Genomic DNA, 15,499 nt, shown 5'->3' with positions numbered 1-15,499 from the left:
TGCGGCTCTCCCGGGAGAGCTTGGTGGGCCCGGCAGGACTCGAACCTGCGACTACACCGTTATGAGCGGCGTGTTCTGACCATCTGAACTACGGGCCCCGGCGGCAGCATAGCCGCAATGACCCCCTGGTTGGGAGGGCGACCGGCGCTCGACCATGCCGCTCAGCCATGATGCTCAACCAGGGCGCTCAACTATAAGACAGGCGGGCATTACCCCAGGCCAGGGTGCGCCGGCCCACATCAACCGTCATCAGGTCCTCGCCAAGGATGACCGGGCCGGCGAAGTCCTGCCGCACTTCATCCAGCAGGGCGTCCCGGTCGGCCGCCGGCGGCACGAAATGGGTCAGCGCCAGAGCCGCCGCCCCCATCTCCAGCGCCACTTTGCCGACTTCGCTGGAGAGCGTGTGATAGCGCGCCACATTGGCCGTGCCTTCAGCCGTACGAACACCCTCAATGACCGGCATGTCACGATGGCTGAACACTTCGTGCACCAGCAGATCGGCGCCGGCGCCGGCGCTAATCAACGCCGGCGAGCGCGCAGTGTCGCCGGACAGAACCAGCGTGGCGCCCTCGCCCCGGAAAACAAAGCCGAAGGCGTTCTCCACCGGCTTATGATCCACCTCCACCGCCTCTACCGCCAGATCGGTAAAGTCACCGACGGGGCCGGCGGTGAACTCATGCACCTCTGGCTGCAGTGCCACCGCGGACGGGCGCCGTTCATGGGCGATGCGCTGCTCCAGTTCCGGCCGCCACAGCGCCATCAGCCCGTCCACATAGCGGCGGGTGCCGCGCGGGCCATAGATGCGGGGTGGCCGGCTCCGCCCCTGATGCCAGGACGAAATAATGAGCTGGAACAAATCGACAATATGATCGGAATGCAGGTGGGTCAGCAGCACCGCATCCAGATCACGGCCCGGACAGCCGATTTCAACCAGACGCTGGCTCACGCCGGAGCCACAGTCGATCAGAACCGCCGACTGCGCGGTCCGCACCAGATGGGCCGGGCCGAACCGTACCGGATGAGCCACCGGACAGCCGGTGCCGAGAAAACTAAGCCGCACGGGACCACCAGTGTTTCACGTGAAACGCTCCCTTTGCCGGCAGGACGCACCGAGCGCGCCGGACAAGCCGCCCAAGAAAAAGGGGTCGCCTGCGAAGCGACCCCTCGATCAATACATCGCCGCGTCGTGACTCAGGTGTCCAGAAAGCTGCGCAGCTTGCGTGAACGCGACGGGTGCTTCAGCTTGCGCAGCGCCTTGGCCTCGATCTGGCGAATGCGCTCGCGGGTGACCGAGAACTGTTGACCCACCTCTTCCAAGGTGTGGTCGGTATTCATGCCAATACCGAAGCGCATGCGCAGAACGCGCTCCTCGCGTGGCGTCAGGCTGGCGAGAACACGGGTGGTGGTCTCCCGCAGGTTGGACTGAATAGCCGATTCCAACGGAATGACAGCGTTCTTGTCCTCGATGAAATCGCCAAGATGGCTGTCTTCCTCGTCACCGATCGGCGTTTCCAGGCTGATCGGCTCCTTGGCGATCTTCAGCACCTTGCGCACTTTTTCCAGCGGCATGGCCAGCTTCTTGGCCAGTTCCTCCGGCGTCGGCTCACGACCGATCTCATGCAGCATCTGGCGTGACGTGCGCACCAGCTTGTTGATGGTCTCAATCATGTGCACGGGAATGCGGATGGTGCGCGCCTGATCGGCAATGGAGCGCGTAATGGCCTGGCGAATCCACCAGGTGGCATAGGTCGAGAACTTGTAGCCGCGACGATATTCAAACTTATCCACCGCCTTCATCAGGCCGATATTGCCTTCCTGAATCAGATCGAGAAACTGCAGGCCACGGTTGGTGTATTTCTTGGCGATGGAAATAACCAGGCGCAGATTGGCCTCCACCATCTCTTTCTTCGCCCGATTGGCCTCGCGCTCGCCTTCCTGAACGGTGCTCACGAGACGCCGGAACTCCGAGATCGGCATACGCACAGACGCGGATATCTCGGAAATCTCCGCCCGCATCTGCTCGATAGCCGAGCCATGCTCCGTCTGCACCTTCTTCCAGGCGCCGCCCACCGACGCGGCGACCGTCGCCAGCCAGTCCGGCTCCAGCTCGCGACCGGAATGCTGCTCAAGGAAACTCTCGCGAGTCACGTTACAGCCGCGCACCAGCCGGAAGATTCGCATCTCAAGGGCCAGGATCCGGCGATGATAGCTGTAAAGCTGCTCAACCAGTTCTTCGATGCGATTGTTGTTGAGATGGACCTGTTCCATCAGCTCGATAAGCTCGTCGCGCAGCTTGCGATAGCGGGAATCAGACTGGCCGCTGGTGGCATCGCCATCCTGCAGCGTAGCCATACGCTTTTCCTGCAGCGTCTGCAGCTTGCCATAGGTCTTTGAGATGGTGTCGAAGTTCTCCAGGACCTTGGGCATGACGGTGGACTCGAGCATGGCGAGCGACATGTTTACCTCGCCATCGTCATCATCATCGTCGTCATCGGAATCGTCCGCCGCCGGCTTGGCGGCTGCCGCAGGCTGGGGCGCGGCGCCGTTAGCGCCGGCCGCGGGCTGGGTCGCCGCACCATTACCGGTAGCAGCGCCATTAGCGCCGGTCGCAGCCGACTGGCCGCCCGGACCGCCGCCATAGGTCGCATCCAGGTCAATGATGTCGCGCAGCAGCACGGTTCCCTGGCGCAACCCCTCGCGCCAGTCAACGATGGCGCGCAGCGTCAGCGGGCTCTCACAGATGGCGCCGATCATCTTCTGGCGGCCGGCTTCAATCCGTTTGGCGATCTCTATCTCGCCCTCGCGGCTGAGCAGCTCCACACTGCCCATCTCGCGCAGATACATACGCACCGGATCATCAGTCCGGCCAAGATCTTCATCGCTGGTCGTCGTCGTTGGCGAATCCTCGCTCGCCCCGGCAGTCGAGGCATCCGCCGCTTCGTCGCTGTCCTCGCTATCGATGACATTGATGCCCAGCTCATTGAGCTGGGCCATGGTGTCTTCAATCTGCTCCGACGACACCTGCTCCGGCGGCAGGACAGAATTGAGCTCGTCATAGGTGATGTAGCCGCGCTCCTTGCCGCGGGCGATCATCTTCTTCAGCGCCGCCAGCATGCCGTCCATCAGCAGCGGCGGGTCTTCGTCGCGGCCGGTCTTGCCGGCCTTCGCCGGCTTGGCGGCCTTGCCCCCCTTGCCGGCCATCGCCGCATTCGCCGCCGGCCTGGCGCCGATGGTCACCACCGGCTTGTCCATGGCCTGACCGCCCGCCCTGGCCTTCAGCCGGGAGGTGGATTGTTCGGCGCGCCGGGCACCCGCCTTGTCGCCGCCAGTCTTGCCAGCGCCAGTCTTGCCAGCGCCAGTCTTGTTGGAGGCCGTGGCCGCCTTGGCCGGCTTCGCAACTTTGGCCGGCTTTGCCGCGGCCGCCTTGGCCGGCTTCAGAGCCTTGGCGGGCTTCGCCGCTTTCGCCGCCTTGGCGCCAACAGTTTTCGCCGAACTCCTGGCCGGTGTCGCTTTGGCGGTCCGGCGAACCACCGCCGTGGCCGCCGCCGCAGCGCGGCGTGGCGCGGTCCTTCCCTTGACGGGCGTTCCCTTGACGGGCGGTTTCTTGACGGGCGGTTTCTTAACGGCGGGCTGGGTCGCAACTGCGGCCTTCCGGCCCGCTGGCCGGCCCGCTGGCTTCGCCGCGGCCACGGCCTTCACTTTGGCCACGGGTTTTGCCCTGGCGGTAGAGCCTGTCCGGGAGGTCGCTTTCGCGGTGGCGGACGCCTTGACCGACCGCGACGGCGAAGTGCCGGCGCGCGTTCTGGTGGTAGCGGCTTTGCCTGCCTGCGTCTTGCCTGCCATCGTCACTCCTTCGGGCTGATCATGTCAGCGCCGGCCAAGAATTAATCGGTGTTCACGCGGGCCATGCCCGCCAAATTCCTTGCCGGCGCACACCCCGGCGCGCCAGCTAGTCCTGCACCTGCATGTGCGTCCCCCCGGACGCCTTCACGCCAGACTTACGGCGACTGGCGAAGGCCAATTCCTCACGCCATCGTCGACTGGCTTCGTCGAGAGGCGTCCCCGGCGCGGCGAATCCCGCTAACTCATTGACCGACCGGCTTAATATCCGATCAAGCTCTTCCTGCCATCCACATGCAGTCAGGTGGGCCCGCAGCCCGTCAGTGTCAAGGCCGGAAAGGGCCGGATTAACGAGTTCCAGGCGCACTTTGTCAAGCTTCGGGTCGTCTATGGCCAGGTGTTTCAGATCGCCGCGCCGCTCCGCCCGCAGCGCCGGCTGATTGATGAACGCCGCCAGCAGCCCCTCAATCTGGCGGTGGCGCAGCACCGCCAGATCGGGCCGGCCGACCGGCAGGGCCACAGGCTGGCGCAAGCCGGCCGTGGCCGGGCGCTCACCGAAGCGGCCCGTCGACCGCGCCTGAGGCCGGCCGGCGCGGTGGGCGCCATAGGGGAACGCGCCGCGCAAATACTCACGAAACCTCTCCCGATACCAATGCGCGACCCGACGGTCGCCGATCACCGCCACCCGCGCATCCAGCCGCTGCTCCAGATTGGCCCGCTGTTCAGGCGTTTCCAGAGGCCGGGCACCCCACTCCAGGCGCCATACCAGGTCAGCCAGCGGCGTTACCGCGGCGAGGGCCCGGCTCATGGCCGCCGGCCCGTCCCGCTGCAACAGGCTGTCGGGGTCCTCCCCCGCCGGCAACCAGACGAAGCCGAGAGAGCGGCCGGGCACCAGTTGGGGCAACGCCCGCTCCGCCACCCGGGCGGCGGCCCGCTGCCCCGCCGCATCGCCATCGAAGCAAATGGCAGGTTCATCGGACAGGCGCCACAGCAGCGCCAGTTGCGCTTCCGTCAGGGCCGTGCCCAGCGGCGCCACCGCGTGCGCAAACCCCGCCTGATGCATGGCGATAACGTCCATATAACCCTCGACGACAATCACCGCCTGCTGGTCGCGCGCCGCCTGGCGGGCGGCGGCCAGGCCGTAGAGCGTGGCTCCCTTGTGAAACAGAGGGGTCTCTGGAGAGTTGAGATATTTTGCCGGGGCGTCGCCCAGCGCCCGCCCGCCAAAGGCGATCACGTCACCGCGCAGGTCGGTGATGGGAAACATCAGGCGATGGCGGAAACGGTCAAACGGCGCACGGCCATCGTCCGGTCGCACGAGCAATCCGGCCTCTAGCGCCAGGTCCACCGGAATGCCCTGGGCCTCCAGCGCAGGCGCCAGCCACTGACCGGACGACGGGGCCAGCCCCAGGCGAAAAGTCCGGATGGTTTCCGGCTGCACGCCGCGCTCGGCCAGGTAGTGCCGGGTTTGTGCCCCTGCCGGCGATTCGAGCTGGCGGGCAAACAGGCGTGCCGCCGCTTCGTTGGCCTCCTTGAGGCCGGCCCGTCGACTGTCCCGCGCCGCCTCCTCCGGCGTCTCGCGCGGCAGCTCCAGACCGACCTCGCCGGCAAGCCGCTCTATCGCCTCGCGGAAGGTCAGATTCTCCACCTCCATGAGGAAGGAGAAGACATCGCCATGCTTGCCGCTGGAAAAGCAGTGGTAAAAGCCCTTATCGGGCACCACCGTGAAAGACGGCGTTTTTTCCTTTTGGAACGGGCTGAGGCCGACGAACTCACGGCCTCGCCTCTCAAGGCGCACATGGCGACCGACCACCGCCGCCAGATCGGCCCGGGCGCGAAGCTCATCAAGGAATTCGCGCGGTACTGCCATTACCCCTCCCCGTGGGCCGACCAGGCACAACAGACCCACTGCAATCGCCGGCAACCTGGCCATCTGCCTGGCCGCTTGCTGGTCCGCCAGCCTGACCGCGCAGGCACCGCCTCAGCCTCAGGCCAGCCGTTCCCTGACAATAGCACTCGCCTTGCCGAAGTCCATTTGTCCGGCATAGGTCTGGCGCAGCGCCGTCATGGTCCGGCCCATGTCCTTGAGGCCGTCAGAGCCGATCTCGGCGATCAGCACAGCGATGGCCTGACGCATCTCGGCCTCGTCCATCTGGCGCGGCAGAAACGTCTGCAGGATGGCGATTTCCTTTGCCTCGCGGTCAGCCAGTTCCTGGCGACCGCCTTTCTCGTAGGCGGCAACGCTGTCATGACGCTGGCGGATCATGGTCTGCAACATGGCGAGAATCTCGGCGTCGCCCACACCAGCGTCATGGCCTTCCGTTCGCGCCGCGATGTCACGGTCCTTGAGAGCCGCGAGAATCAGGCGAAGGGTTGATACGGCGATGGTGTCGCGCGCCTTCATGGCGACTTTCAACCGATCACTGATTTGCGCTCTGAGCATGTCCGTTCCCCGGGACACAGGCCGTGCGGTCCTGCGACGGACGCCAGTCGCCCTGTGCCGTGCCGATCCCGATAGTGGCGATGTGGTAACCGGGGAGTATAGCGGATTTGGCGGCAGATGGGGCCGACCGCCGCCGCAGAATCCGCCGCCGCCGACAGGCCGGGGACGGCGGGTTCATTGCCGGCCGACCGGTATTCCGGCGAGCGGCTTGACGCCACGGGGGGTGCCAAATATGTATGGCGCCGCCTGGCCGGGCCATCCGGCTTCAGGCTCACCTCACTCCGCGGCCCATCGGGCCCTGCGAGGCCCGCATGACAGAAGCCCGAGCCTCTGCCCCGTCGCGCCCTAACAGCGCAACGGCGGTATTGGTTCTGGCTGACGGTTCGGTCTTCTGGGGCGTCGGTGCCGGAGCCCGACGCACGGTCACCGGCGAGCTGTGCTTCAACACCGCCATGAGTGGTTATCAGGAGATCATGACCGATCCGTCCTATGCCAGCCAGATCATCACGTTTACCTTTCCCCACATCGGCAATGTGGGCACCAACGGCGAAGACATCGAGACGACAACGCCCGCCGCTCTGGGCTGTATCCTGCGGGAAACCATAACCCCGCCGTCGAACTGGCGCGCTGCGCAACCGTTTGACCAGTGGCTGCTGCACCACAATCTGCCGGCGATCAGCGGCGTCGACACCCGCGCCCTGACCCGCGCCGTGCGCGATCAGGGCGCCCAGGCAGCGGTCCTCTCCTATCCTGCCGATGGCGTGATCGACAGGGATGCGCTGGTGGCCGCGGCCAGGGCGTGGCCGGGGCTGGAAGGGATGGACCTTGCCCGCACGGTCACCTGCGGGCAGACCCATGAATGGACCGAGGGACGCTGGAGTCTGGCGGATGGCTTTGCCACCGCCGGCAGCACCCGCCACCATGTGGTGGCCGTCGACTACGGCATAAAGCGCAATATCCTGCGCTGCCTGGTAAGCGCCGGCTGTCGTGTCACGGTAGTGCCGGCGACAGCCGGCAGCGACGACATTCTGCGCCACCGCCCCGACGGCGTGTTCCTGTCCAACGGGCCGGGCGATCCGGCGGCGACGGGGGCCTATGCGGTGCCCGCCATTCAGGGTGTGCTGGATGCCGGCTTGCCCGTTTTCGGCATTTGCCTTGGCCACCAGATGCTGGCGCTGGCGTTGGGCGGAAGCACGGAAAAGATGCATCACGGCCACCGCGGCGCCAATCACCCGGTCAAGGATCTGGAAACCGGCAGAATCGAGATCACCAGTCAGAACCATGGCTTTGTGGTGGCTGATCGCCTGCCGGCGGGCGTCATCAAGACCCATGAATCGCTCTTCGACCACAGTCTGGAGGGCCTCAGAGTCGAAGGCCGGCCGGTCTTTGGGGTGCAGTATCATCCCGAGGCCAGCCCCGGCCCGCAGGACAGTCACTATCTGTTCCAGCGCTTCGTCGAACACATGGACCGGCATGCCGAAACGCACTGACATCCGATCCATTCTCGTCGTCGGCGCCGGCCCCATCATCATCGGTCAGGCTTGCGAGTTCGACTATTCTGGATCACAGGCCTGCCGGGCGCTGAAGGCCGAGGGCTATCGGGTCATCCTGGTCAATTCCAATCCGGCGACGATCATGACCGATCCCGAGCTGGCCGATGCCACCTATGTGGAACCGGTGACTCCCGACTATCTCCGCCGTATCTGCGAAAAGGAGCGGCCCGACGCCCTGCTGCCGACCATGGGTGGCCAGACCGGACTCAACACCGCCATGGCCCTGGCCCGCGACGGCTCTCTGGAACGGCTGGGGGTGGAGTTGATCGGCGCCAGCGCCGAGGCCATCGACATGGCCGAGGACCGTCTGCTGTTCCGTCAGGCCATGGACCGGATCGGTCTGGAATCACCGCGCAGTGAAATGGCCCACACACTGGACGAGGCGCGGCGCGGCCTGGCCGTTATCGGCCTGCCGGCGGTGATCCGCCCGTCCTTTACGTTGGGCGGCACCGGCGGCGGCATCGCCTACAACCGCGAAGAGTTTGAGCGGATCGTCGCCAGCGGACTCGATGCCTCGCCGGTCAATACGGTGCTGATCGAGGAATCAGTGCTTGGCTGGAAGGAGTATGAAATGGAGGTGGTCCGCGACAAAGCGGACAACTGCATCATCATCTGCTCGATTGAGAATATCGATCCCATGGGGATTCATACCGGCGACAGCGTCACCGTCGCCCCGGCCCTGACCCTGACGGACAAAGAATATCAGGTGATGCGTGACGCCTCCATCGCCGTGCTGCGTGAGATCGGCGTGGATACCGGCGGGTCCAACGTGCAGTTCGCGGTCAATCCCGAAACTGGCCGCATGGTGGTCATCGAGATGAACCCCAGGGTCAGCCGCTCTTCCGCCCTGGCATCCAAGGCAACCGGTTTTCCCATTGCCAAGGTGGCCGCCAAACTGGCCGTTGGCTACACGCTGGATGAAATCCAGAACGACATCACCGGCGTAACCCCGGCATCGTTCGAGCCGACCATCGACTATGTGGTCACCAAGATGCCGCGCTTCACATTCGAGAAATTTCCCGGCACCGAGGCGACACTGTCCACCGCCATGAAGAGCGTTGGCGAGGCCATGGCCATTGGCCGGTCATTCGCTGAATCCCTGCAGAAGGTCCTGCGCAGCATGGAGACCGGACTGGACGGTCTGGACACCACACCGGAGCTGGCCGGGCTGGACCGCGATGGCGTACTGGCGCTGCTGGCGAAACCGATTCCGGACCGGCTTCTGGTGATTGCCCAGGCGCTGCGCCTGGGGATGAGCGTCGACGACATTCATGCCGCCTGCCGGGTCGATCCCTGGTTCGTGCGGCAGATCGAGGTGATCGTTGCGGCGGAAGCCCAGGTGACCCGCGACGGCCTGCCCGACAGCGCAGAGGCGCTGGCCGGCCTCAAGCGACTGGGCTTTTCCGACGCGCGGCTGGCCACCCTGACCGGCCGGGAGGAGACGGATGTGGCGAGGCTGCGGCGCGGTCTGAATGTGCTGCCGGCCTATCGACGCATTGATACCTGCGCCGCGGAATTCGCCAGCGATACACCCTATCTGTACTCCACCTACGAGTCCGCCGCGTGGGCGGAGTCGGACGAATCACGGCCGACCGCCCGGCGCAAGATCGCGATCCTGGGCGGCGGTCCCAACCGCATCGGCCAGGGTATCGAGTTCGATTATTGCTGCTGTCACGCGGTCTATGCCCTGCGTGACGCCGGTTATGAAACAGTGATGATCAACTGCAATCCGGAAACCGTCTCCACCGATTATGATACCGCCGACCGCCTGTATTTCGAGCCGCTGACGGCGGAAGACGTCACGGAGATCCTGCGGCGCGAAAATCAGGCCGGCACGCTTGCCGGCGTTGTCGTGCAGCTTGGCGGGCAGACCCCGCTCGGCCTGGCGCGGGCCCTGGAGGCAGCGGACATACCGATCCTCGGCACCAGTCCCGACGCCATAGATCTGGCCGAAGACCGGGAGCGCTTTCAGCAACTGCTGGCGCGCCTCAACCTCCGCCAGCCACGCAACGGCCTTGCCACCTCCATTGATGGCGCCCTGATCATCGCCGGCGATATCGGCTACCCGCTGGTCATCCGGCCATCCTATGTGCTGGGTGGTCGGGCCATGGAGGTGGTGCACGACGAGGCCGGCCTGCGCCGCTACATGACCCAGGCCGTGCGGGTTTCCGGCCGCCATCCGGTGCTGATCGATTCCTATCTTTCCGACGCCATCGAAGTGGACGTGGACGCGCTGGCCGATCAATTCGGCGATGTCTATGTGGCCGGTGTCCTGGAGCACATCGAAGAGGCCGGTATCCACTCCGGCGATTCGGCCTGCTCGCTGCCGCCCTATTCGCTTGATGCGACGGTACTGGCGGAAATCGAGCGGCAGACACGGGAGCTGGCAAAGGCGCTGCAGGTGGTCGGGCTGATGAATGTGCAATACGCGGTCAAGGACGGCACGGTCTACATCCTGGAGGTCAATCCGCGGGCAAGTCGCACGGTGCCGTTCGTCGCCAAGGCCACCGGCATAGCCGTCGCCAAGATCGCCGCCCGCGTCATGGCCGGCGAATCCCTGGCCGAGCTTCTGCCCCAAAAGCAGCGCGATGCGGCACGGCGCTGCTCCCATGTTGCGGTGAAGGAGGCCGTCTTTCCGTTTGCCCGCTTCCCCGGCGTGGATATTATTCTGGGCCCGGAGATGCGCTCCACCGGCGAGGTCATGGGTCTCGATTCCGATTTCGGCCGGGCCTTCGCCAAATCACAACAGGGCAGCGGCACGGACCTGCCGCAGACAGGACGCGTCTTTATCAGCGTGCGGGAGCATGACAAGCCACGGGTGCTGGCCAGTTGCCGGCGCCTGGTGGAGATGGGCTTTGAGATCGTCGCCACCCGCGGCACCGCGGCTTTTCTTAAACAGGCCGGCGTCAGCGTCACTGTTGTCAACAAGGTGATCGAGGGCCAGCCGCATGTGGTCGACGCCATGATCAACCGGGAGATCCATCTGGTCATCAATACCACCGAAGGGGCCCAGGCCATCCAGGACAGCTTCAGTTTGCGCCGCACAGCCTTGTTGGGCCGTATTCCCTATTACACCACGGTCGCCGGCGCCCGCGCCGCCGTGGAGGCCATAGCCGCGCTCAGTCGGGGGGCGCTCGACGTGGCCCCCCTGCAAAGTTATTTCAAGACCGGCTCCTGAGAGCCCTGCCGCCCGTTAGCGGCATCACCAGCCCGTAACCGGCCCCCCACCGGCCGGTGCAAACCTCGTGGCGACATAATTGACGGGCTTGCACGGCCTCCCGCACAATGGCGCCCGCTCCGCCACGGGCATGCCCGGCCGGAGCCGCAGAACCAAGAGCCCCCAGCCGGTTTCCAGCGGAAGCCCGGCCGGGTTTCTATTGCCGAAGGACCTGGTCGCCAATGCAGAAAGTCCCCATGACCCAGGAAGGCTATGACCGCATGGTTGAAGAGCTGAAGCAGCTCAAGACCATCGAGCGGCCGTCCATCATCAAGGCCATCGCCGAGGCGCGGGGCCACGGCGACCTGTCGGAGAATGCGGAGTATCACGCGGCCCGCGAACGGCAGGGCTTCATCGAGGGCCGGGTTGCGGAGCTGGAAGACAAGGTGTCGCGGGCCGAGGTCATCGCCGTCGACAAGATGGGCGGCGACAGCATCAAGTTCGGCGCATCGGTGGTGTTGATCGACGAGGACACCGATCAGGAAAGCCGCTACCGCCTGGTTGGCGAAGACGAGGCGGACATCAGGGCCGGCCTGTTGTCGGTTACCTCGCCGCTGGGTCGCGCCCTGATTGGCAAGACCGTGGGCGATACGGTGGAAGTGACCACGCCGCGCGGCCACCGTGGCTATGAAATCAAGAAAATCACTTACTGAGGAAAGCCTGGCTGAGAAAAGGCTGGCTAAGTGAAAGCGGGGCCGCTGGCGTTAATCATTCAGTCCGGCCGGAGGCGACGACGCGAGCGACCCGCCGCGCCGTCGGCCGCCACCAGGCGGTCAGGCACCGGTGCCCCTGGCAGCACCTTGGCCGAGCGGATGACGAGAGCCGATTTGACGTGCTCCACATTGGGCGCCGCCGTCAGGTTGGTGGTGAGGAAGCGCTGATAGGTATCCCAGTCCTCCGCCACGATGCGCAGCAGAAAGTCGGTCTGACCGGCCAGCATGTGGCATTCGCGCACCTGCGGCCAGCCGGTGACCAGGGCCTCGAACGCCCGCAGGTCATGTTCGGCCTGGCGCGACAGGCCCACCTGGGCGAAGACATTGACGCCCCAGCCCAGCGCCGCCGCGTCCACGTCAGCATGGTAGCCGCGCAGCCGGCCGGACCGCTCCAGCGCCCGTACCCGACGCAGACACGCCGGCGGCGACAAGCCGACGCGGCGGGCCAGGTCAACGTTGGTCAGGCGGCCATCACCCTGCAAATGGCGCAGAATGGCGAGGTCTGTGGCATCGAGATCGGACAAGCGGCGATACCCTTTCTTTCCTGTGGGTCATTATGCGCGCAATAATGTTTCGCACAATAATATTTCGCACAAGGCAGGGCCCGTCGCCATGACGCCAATCATCTGCTGGACCGTCACCGAAGGGGCGGCCGGCATGGAAAGTCAGGCCCGCGGTGTCGCCGAGGCCGTGCTGCAACGCCTGCCAGGACGCCTGGAGGCCCACCACATCCGCCTCGCCTGGCCGTGGCGCCACCTGCCGGCGCGACTGGCGCCGCGGTCGCTGGAGCGGGTGGTAGCCGGGCCCGGACTGACCGCCCCCTGGCCCGATCTGGTGGTGTCGTGCGGCCGGCAGGGCGCGGTGGCGGCGGCAGCGATCCGCTTGGCGAGCCGGCAACGGGGCGGCGTACCCAGCGTGGCCGTGCATATCCAGGATCCCAAACTGCCGCTTGACCGCTTCGATCTGGTGGTGGCGCCAGCCCATGACAGGCTGCGCGGCGCCAATGTGCTGACCACACAAACGGCGGTACATCACCTGACCCGTGACCGGCTGGACCAGGCGGCAGGGCAGGCGCCGGCCGCCGTACTGGCGCTTCCCCGACCGCTGGTGGCGGTGCTTCTGGGCGGGCCCAATCGCTACTACCGCTTCGACCATAAGGCGGCCGATGGCCTGGCGGCGCAACTGGCGGCTCTGGCCGAGAGCGGCGCAGGCCTGGTCATTACGCCATCGCGCCGCACCCCGGCCGATGCCGTCCGGCGGCTGCGTCGTCAGTTGCCGGCGCATGGTGTCCATCTTTGGGATGGCACGCCGCCCAATCCCTATGCCGCCATTCTGGGCCAGGCCGACGCGGTTATGGTGACCTGCGATTCCGTATCGATGATTTCCGAGGCGACGGCCAGCGGCCGACCGGTCTGGCTGCTGGACCTGCCGCGCCGCCGCAGCGATCATCGCTTCCGGGCCTTTCACCAGGCGATCATCGCCAGCGGCATGGTGCATCGCTGGCAGGGCCGGCTGGAGACGTGGACCTATGCGCCGCCGGACGAAACCGGACGGGTGGCCGACGCGGTGGCCGACCGGCTGCGCCAGCGCAGCCAACCGGCGGCAATTGCACAGGCGACGGGCGATGGCTAAACAGGTCCATGACCCGGGTGCGCGACGCCGCGGTATGCGCCGGGCTGCCTGAGGGAGCCCATGGCGCTCGACATTGCCACCTTCTCCAACCAGTCCGGCCCCAGCGCCCTGTTCAAGGCGCTGGGTCATCCGCTGGCGGCAGATCAGGCAGCGGACCTGCTGGCCCGGCTGGCGGCGGCGGGGCCGCTGGCTATCTATGACCCGCTGGGGGAGTTGCGCAGCTTCGCCGCGCTGCATGACCTGAGCGGTCTCACCATCGCCGGCTATTTCGTTCAGCGCATCGAAGAGCTGGGCCGCGACTTCGCCGGCCATGCGGCGGCGCCGGTGACGGCGTTGGCCGACTGTCCGGCCCGCGCCATTCTGATCGCCGCCTTCGATGCGCCGCCGCTGGCGGCACACATCGATCATCTGATCCCTCGCGAATGGCCACGCTTCAGTCTCGACGCCCTGCGTCTGCCCGACGCCATGCTGGCCAACCCGCGGCGCTATCTGGACGGGTTGAACTTCGCCACCAACTTCGCCTTCTTCCGAGACGACGGCGACGGCCTGTTCGGCGCCGACGGAAATCACACGCGGGTGGTGACGGCCAATTACTGGGGCACTTACGGCGCCGACGACGCATCCTTGTGGCTGCGACTGATGGGCGAGGACGGAGCCACCCTGGCGGAGTGGACCGAGCCTCTGCCGCCCGCCGGCGCCGCCGTCACAATAGACAGCCGCGATGTGCGCAAGCGCTTCGGCCTGCCGCCCTTTGTCGGCCAGTTATTCATCCATGTGTTGCGGCCGAAGGGCCACGAAGTGGTGAAGTACGCCCTCGACACCTATGGCGACCGGCGCGAACGCCTGTCCTGCACCCACGACGCCAATGCCTGGCCGGCCGATTATTATGCCGGCCTGCCGGCGCCGGATGATGGCGAGCGGGTGATCCTGTGGCTGCAGAACAGCCATCCCTGCGCCATCCCGGCGGACGGGATCGGCCTGGCCGCCATGGGACGCGACCCGGTGCGGACCATCGGCCGGTCGATCGCCCCCTTTGCCACCCTGGCGCTGGATGTGGCGGAACTGCTGCCAGACCTACGCTGGCCCGACCAGATCGAGATTCATGCCGGCCGCCATGTGGTGCGCCCGCGCTATGAGGTGGAAGCGCGTGGCCGCCGCCGCATCGCCCACGTCAATGTGGAGCGCAGCGACCTCCAGCCCGACCCCGGCCTGGCCGCCGCGGCGCAGCATGTCGGCAAGGGCTTCATCCTGCCGGCGCCGGTGCTGCCGCCGGAGCTCTACCGCACCTGGATTCTGCCGACGCCCATGGCCCGCAGTCAGGAGGCGCTGCCGGTGCGTCTGGCCGTCTACGACCCGCAGGGCCGCACCGTGCTGCAGCATCGTCCCGGCCGCCTGCCGCGGGATGCGGTTCCCGGCTTCGATCTGGACCCGCTGCTCAAGGAGGCCGGCAGCAGCCTGGCCCAGGGCTGGGGCCATGTTGAAGTGACCTACGATCTGGATCAGGAGGCGGCCGGCGCGCCGCAGGCAGATGGCTGGCTGCATGCGCTCTTCCGCTATGAGGACCGGCGCAGCGGCCACGGTGCGGAGACCAGCTTCGGCGCCCACATATTCAACACCGCCGTCACCTGGCGTAATGAACCGCAGTCCTATCTGGGCCGGCCGCCGGGTCTGTCCACACGCCTGTTCCTGCGCCTCGGGCCACCGCCGCTGGATACGTTCTGCATGCTGATCTACGCCGCATCAACGCCCTGGCATGGGCTGTCCGACACCACCCTGGTGCTGCATGACGCGGCCGGCCGCGCGCTGGCCGAACGGCCGGTTGAAATCCCCTGCTCGGGCTCGCTGTTGTGGCGCGCCAGCCAGATGTTCAGCGGCGATGAGCTGGTGCGGGCGGCGGGCGGCTATGTTCTGGTACGCGACCGCACCTGCCGCCTGTTCGGCTATCATGGTCTGCTGGGCGGCGAGGACGCCTTCTCGCTGGATCACATGTTCGGATTCTAGGCATAGCGTCCTGCCGCCGGCCGCCGGTTCCCTTGCGAGCATGCGGGCCTGACGATAGGGTGAGCGCCGGTTCACCCGACCCTTCGGACGATCACTCCAG

Annotated in this window: 11 protein-coding genes and 1 tRNA gene; 6 read left to right on the top strand and 6 right to left on the bottom strand. The window is 66.2% G+C overall.

Translation table 11 applies throughout. From position 1 onward, the window contains the following. Positions 1–21: 21 nt before the first annotated feature. The 3 genes from RIE31_05305 to rpoD all read right to left on the bottom strand — a co-directional run bounded on the left by RIE31_05305 (position 22) and on the right by rpoD (position 3,252). Positions 22–98 (bottom strand) — tRNA-Ile (locus RIE31_05305). A gap of 89 nt (positions 99–187) precedes the next feature. Continuing rightward, positions 188–1,060, bottom strand: coding sequence for an MBL fold metallo-hydrolase (locus tag RIE31_05300; protein MEQ8640013.1), 873 nt, complete (start codon positions 1,058–1,060; stop codon positions 188–190). 131 nt (positions 1,061–1,191) lie between these two features. After that, positions 1,192–3,252, bottom strand: coding sequence for an RNA polymerase sigma factor RpoD (gene rpoD / locus RIE31_05295; protein ID MEQ8640012.1), 2,061 nt, complete (start codon positions 3,250–3,252; stop codon positions 1,192–1,194). Between the two features lie 148 nt (positions 3,253–3,400). On the opposite strand from rpoD, the gene RIE31_05290 reads away from it, so the two are divergent. Then, positions 3,401–3,862: a hypothetical protein gene (locus RIE31_05290; GenBank protein MEQ8640011.1), complete on the top strand. Its 462-nt coding sequence runs from the start codon at positions 3,401–3,403 to the stop codon at positions 3,860–3,862. A gap of 87 nt (positions 3,863–3,949) precedes the next feature. Here RIE31_05290 and dnaG read toward each other — a convergent pair whose 3' ends face one another. After that, a complete protein-coding gene (dnaG, locus tag RIE31_05285; GenBank protein MEQ8640010.1) occupies positions 3,950–5,710 on the bottom strand; it encodes a DNA primase in 1,761 nt (586 codons plus the stop codon). A gap of 117 nt (positions 5,711–5,827) precedes the next feature. Beyond that, a complete protein-coding gene (locus RIE31_05280) occupies positions 5,828–6,283 on the bottom strand; it encodes a GatB/YqeY domain-containing protein (GenBank protein MEQ8640009.1) in 456 nt (151 codons plus the stop codon). A gap of 311 nt (positions 6,284–6,594) precedes the next feature. On the opposite strand from RIE31_05280, the gene carA reads away from it, so the two are divergent. The 3 genes from carA (at position 6,595) to greA (ending at position 11,706) form a co-directional block, all read left to right on the top strand. Then, positions 6,595–7,773 (top strand): glutamine-hydrolyzing carbamoyl-phosphate synthase small subunit, encoded by a 1,179-nt coding sequence (gene carA / locus RIE31_05275; protein MEQ8640008.1) that lies wholly within the window; start codon positions 6,595–6,597, stop codon positions 7,771–7,773. Continuing rightward, on the top strand, positions 7,757–11,014 hold the full coding sequence (gene carB, locus RIE31_05270) for a carbamoyl-phosphate synthase large subunit (GenBank protein ID MEQ8640007.1): 3,258 nt from the start codon (positions 7,757–7,759) through the stop codon (positions 11,012–11,014). The genes carA and carB overlap by 17 nt, the downstream gene beginning before the upstream one ends. Before the next feature lie 221 nt (positions 11,015–11,235). Next, positions 11,236–11,706 (top strand): transcription elongation factor GreA, encoded by a 471-nt coding sequence (greA, locus tag RIE31_05265; protein MEQ8640006.1) that lies wholly within the window; start codon positions 11,236–11,238, stop codon positions 11,704–11,706. Positions 11,707–11,765: 59 nt separating this feature from the next. On the opposite strand, the gene RIE31_05260 is transcribed toward greA, so the two are convergent. Further along, the gene (locus RIE31_05260; protein ID MEQ8640005.1) at positions 11,766–12,290 is read right to left on the bottom strand and encodes an Lrp/AsnC family transcriptional regulator; all 525 of its coding nucleotides are present in this window, start codon (positions 12,288–12,290) and stop codon (positions 11,766–11,768) included. Between the two features lie 88 nt (positions 12,291–12,378). Between RIE31_05260 and RIE31_05255 the strand changes: the two genes are divergently transcribed. Together RIE31_05255 and RIE31_05250 are read left to right on the top strand one after the other, a co-directional pair. Further along, complete coding sequence (locus RIE31_05255; protein ID MEQ8640004.1) at positions 12,379–13,398, top strand: mitochondrial fission ELM1 family protein; 1,020 nt, start codon at positions 12,379–12,381, stop codon at positions 13,396–13,398. Positions 13,399–13,458: 60 nt separating this feature from the next. Beyond that, complete coding sequence (locus tag RIE31_05250; protein MEQ8640003.1) at positions 13,459–15,399, top strand: hypothetical protein; 1,941 nt, start codon at positions 13,459–13,461, stop codon at positions 15,397–15,399. Positions 15,400–15,499: the final 100 nt, after the last annotated feature.

The sequence above is a fragment of the Alphaproteobacteria bacterium genome (assembly GCA_040218575.1).
Lineage (GTDB): Bacteria > Pseudomonadota > Alphaproteobacteria > JAVJRE01 > JAVJRE01 > JAVJRE01.
The sequence above is the reverse complement of the archived record's forward strand: the minus strand, read 5'-3'. Positions and strand labels throughout refer to the sequence as shown.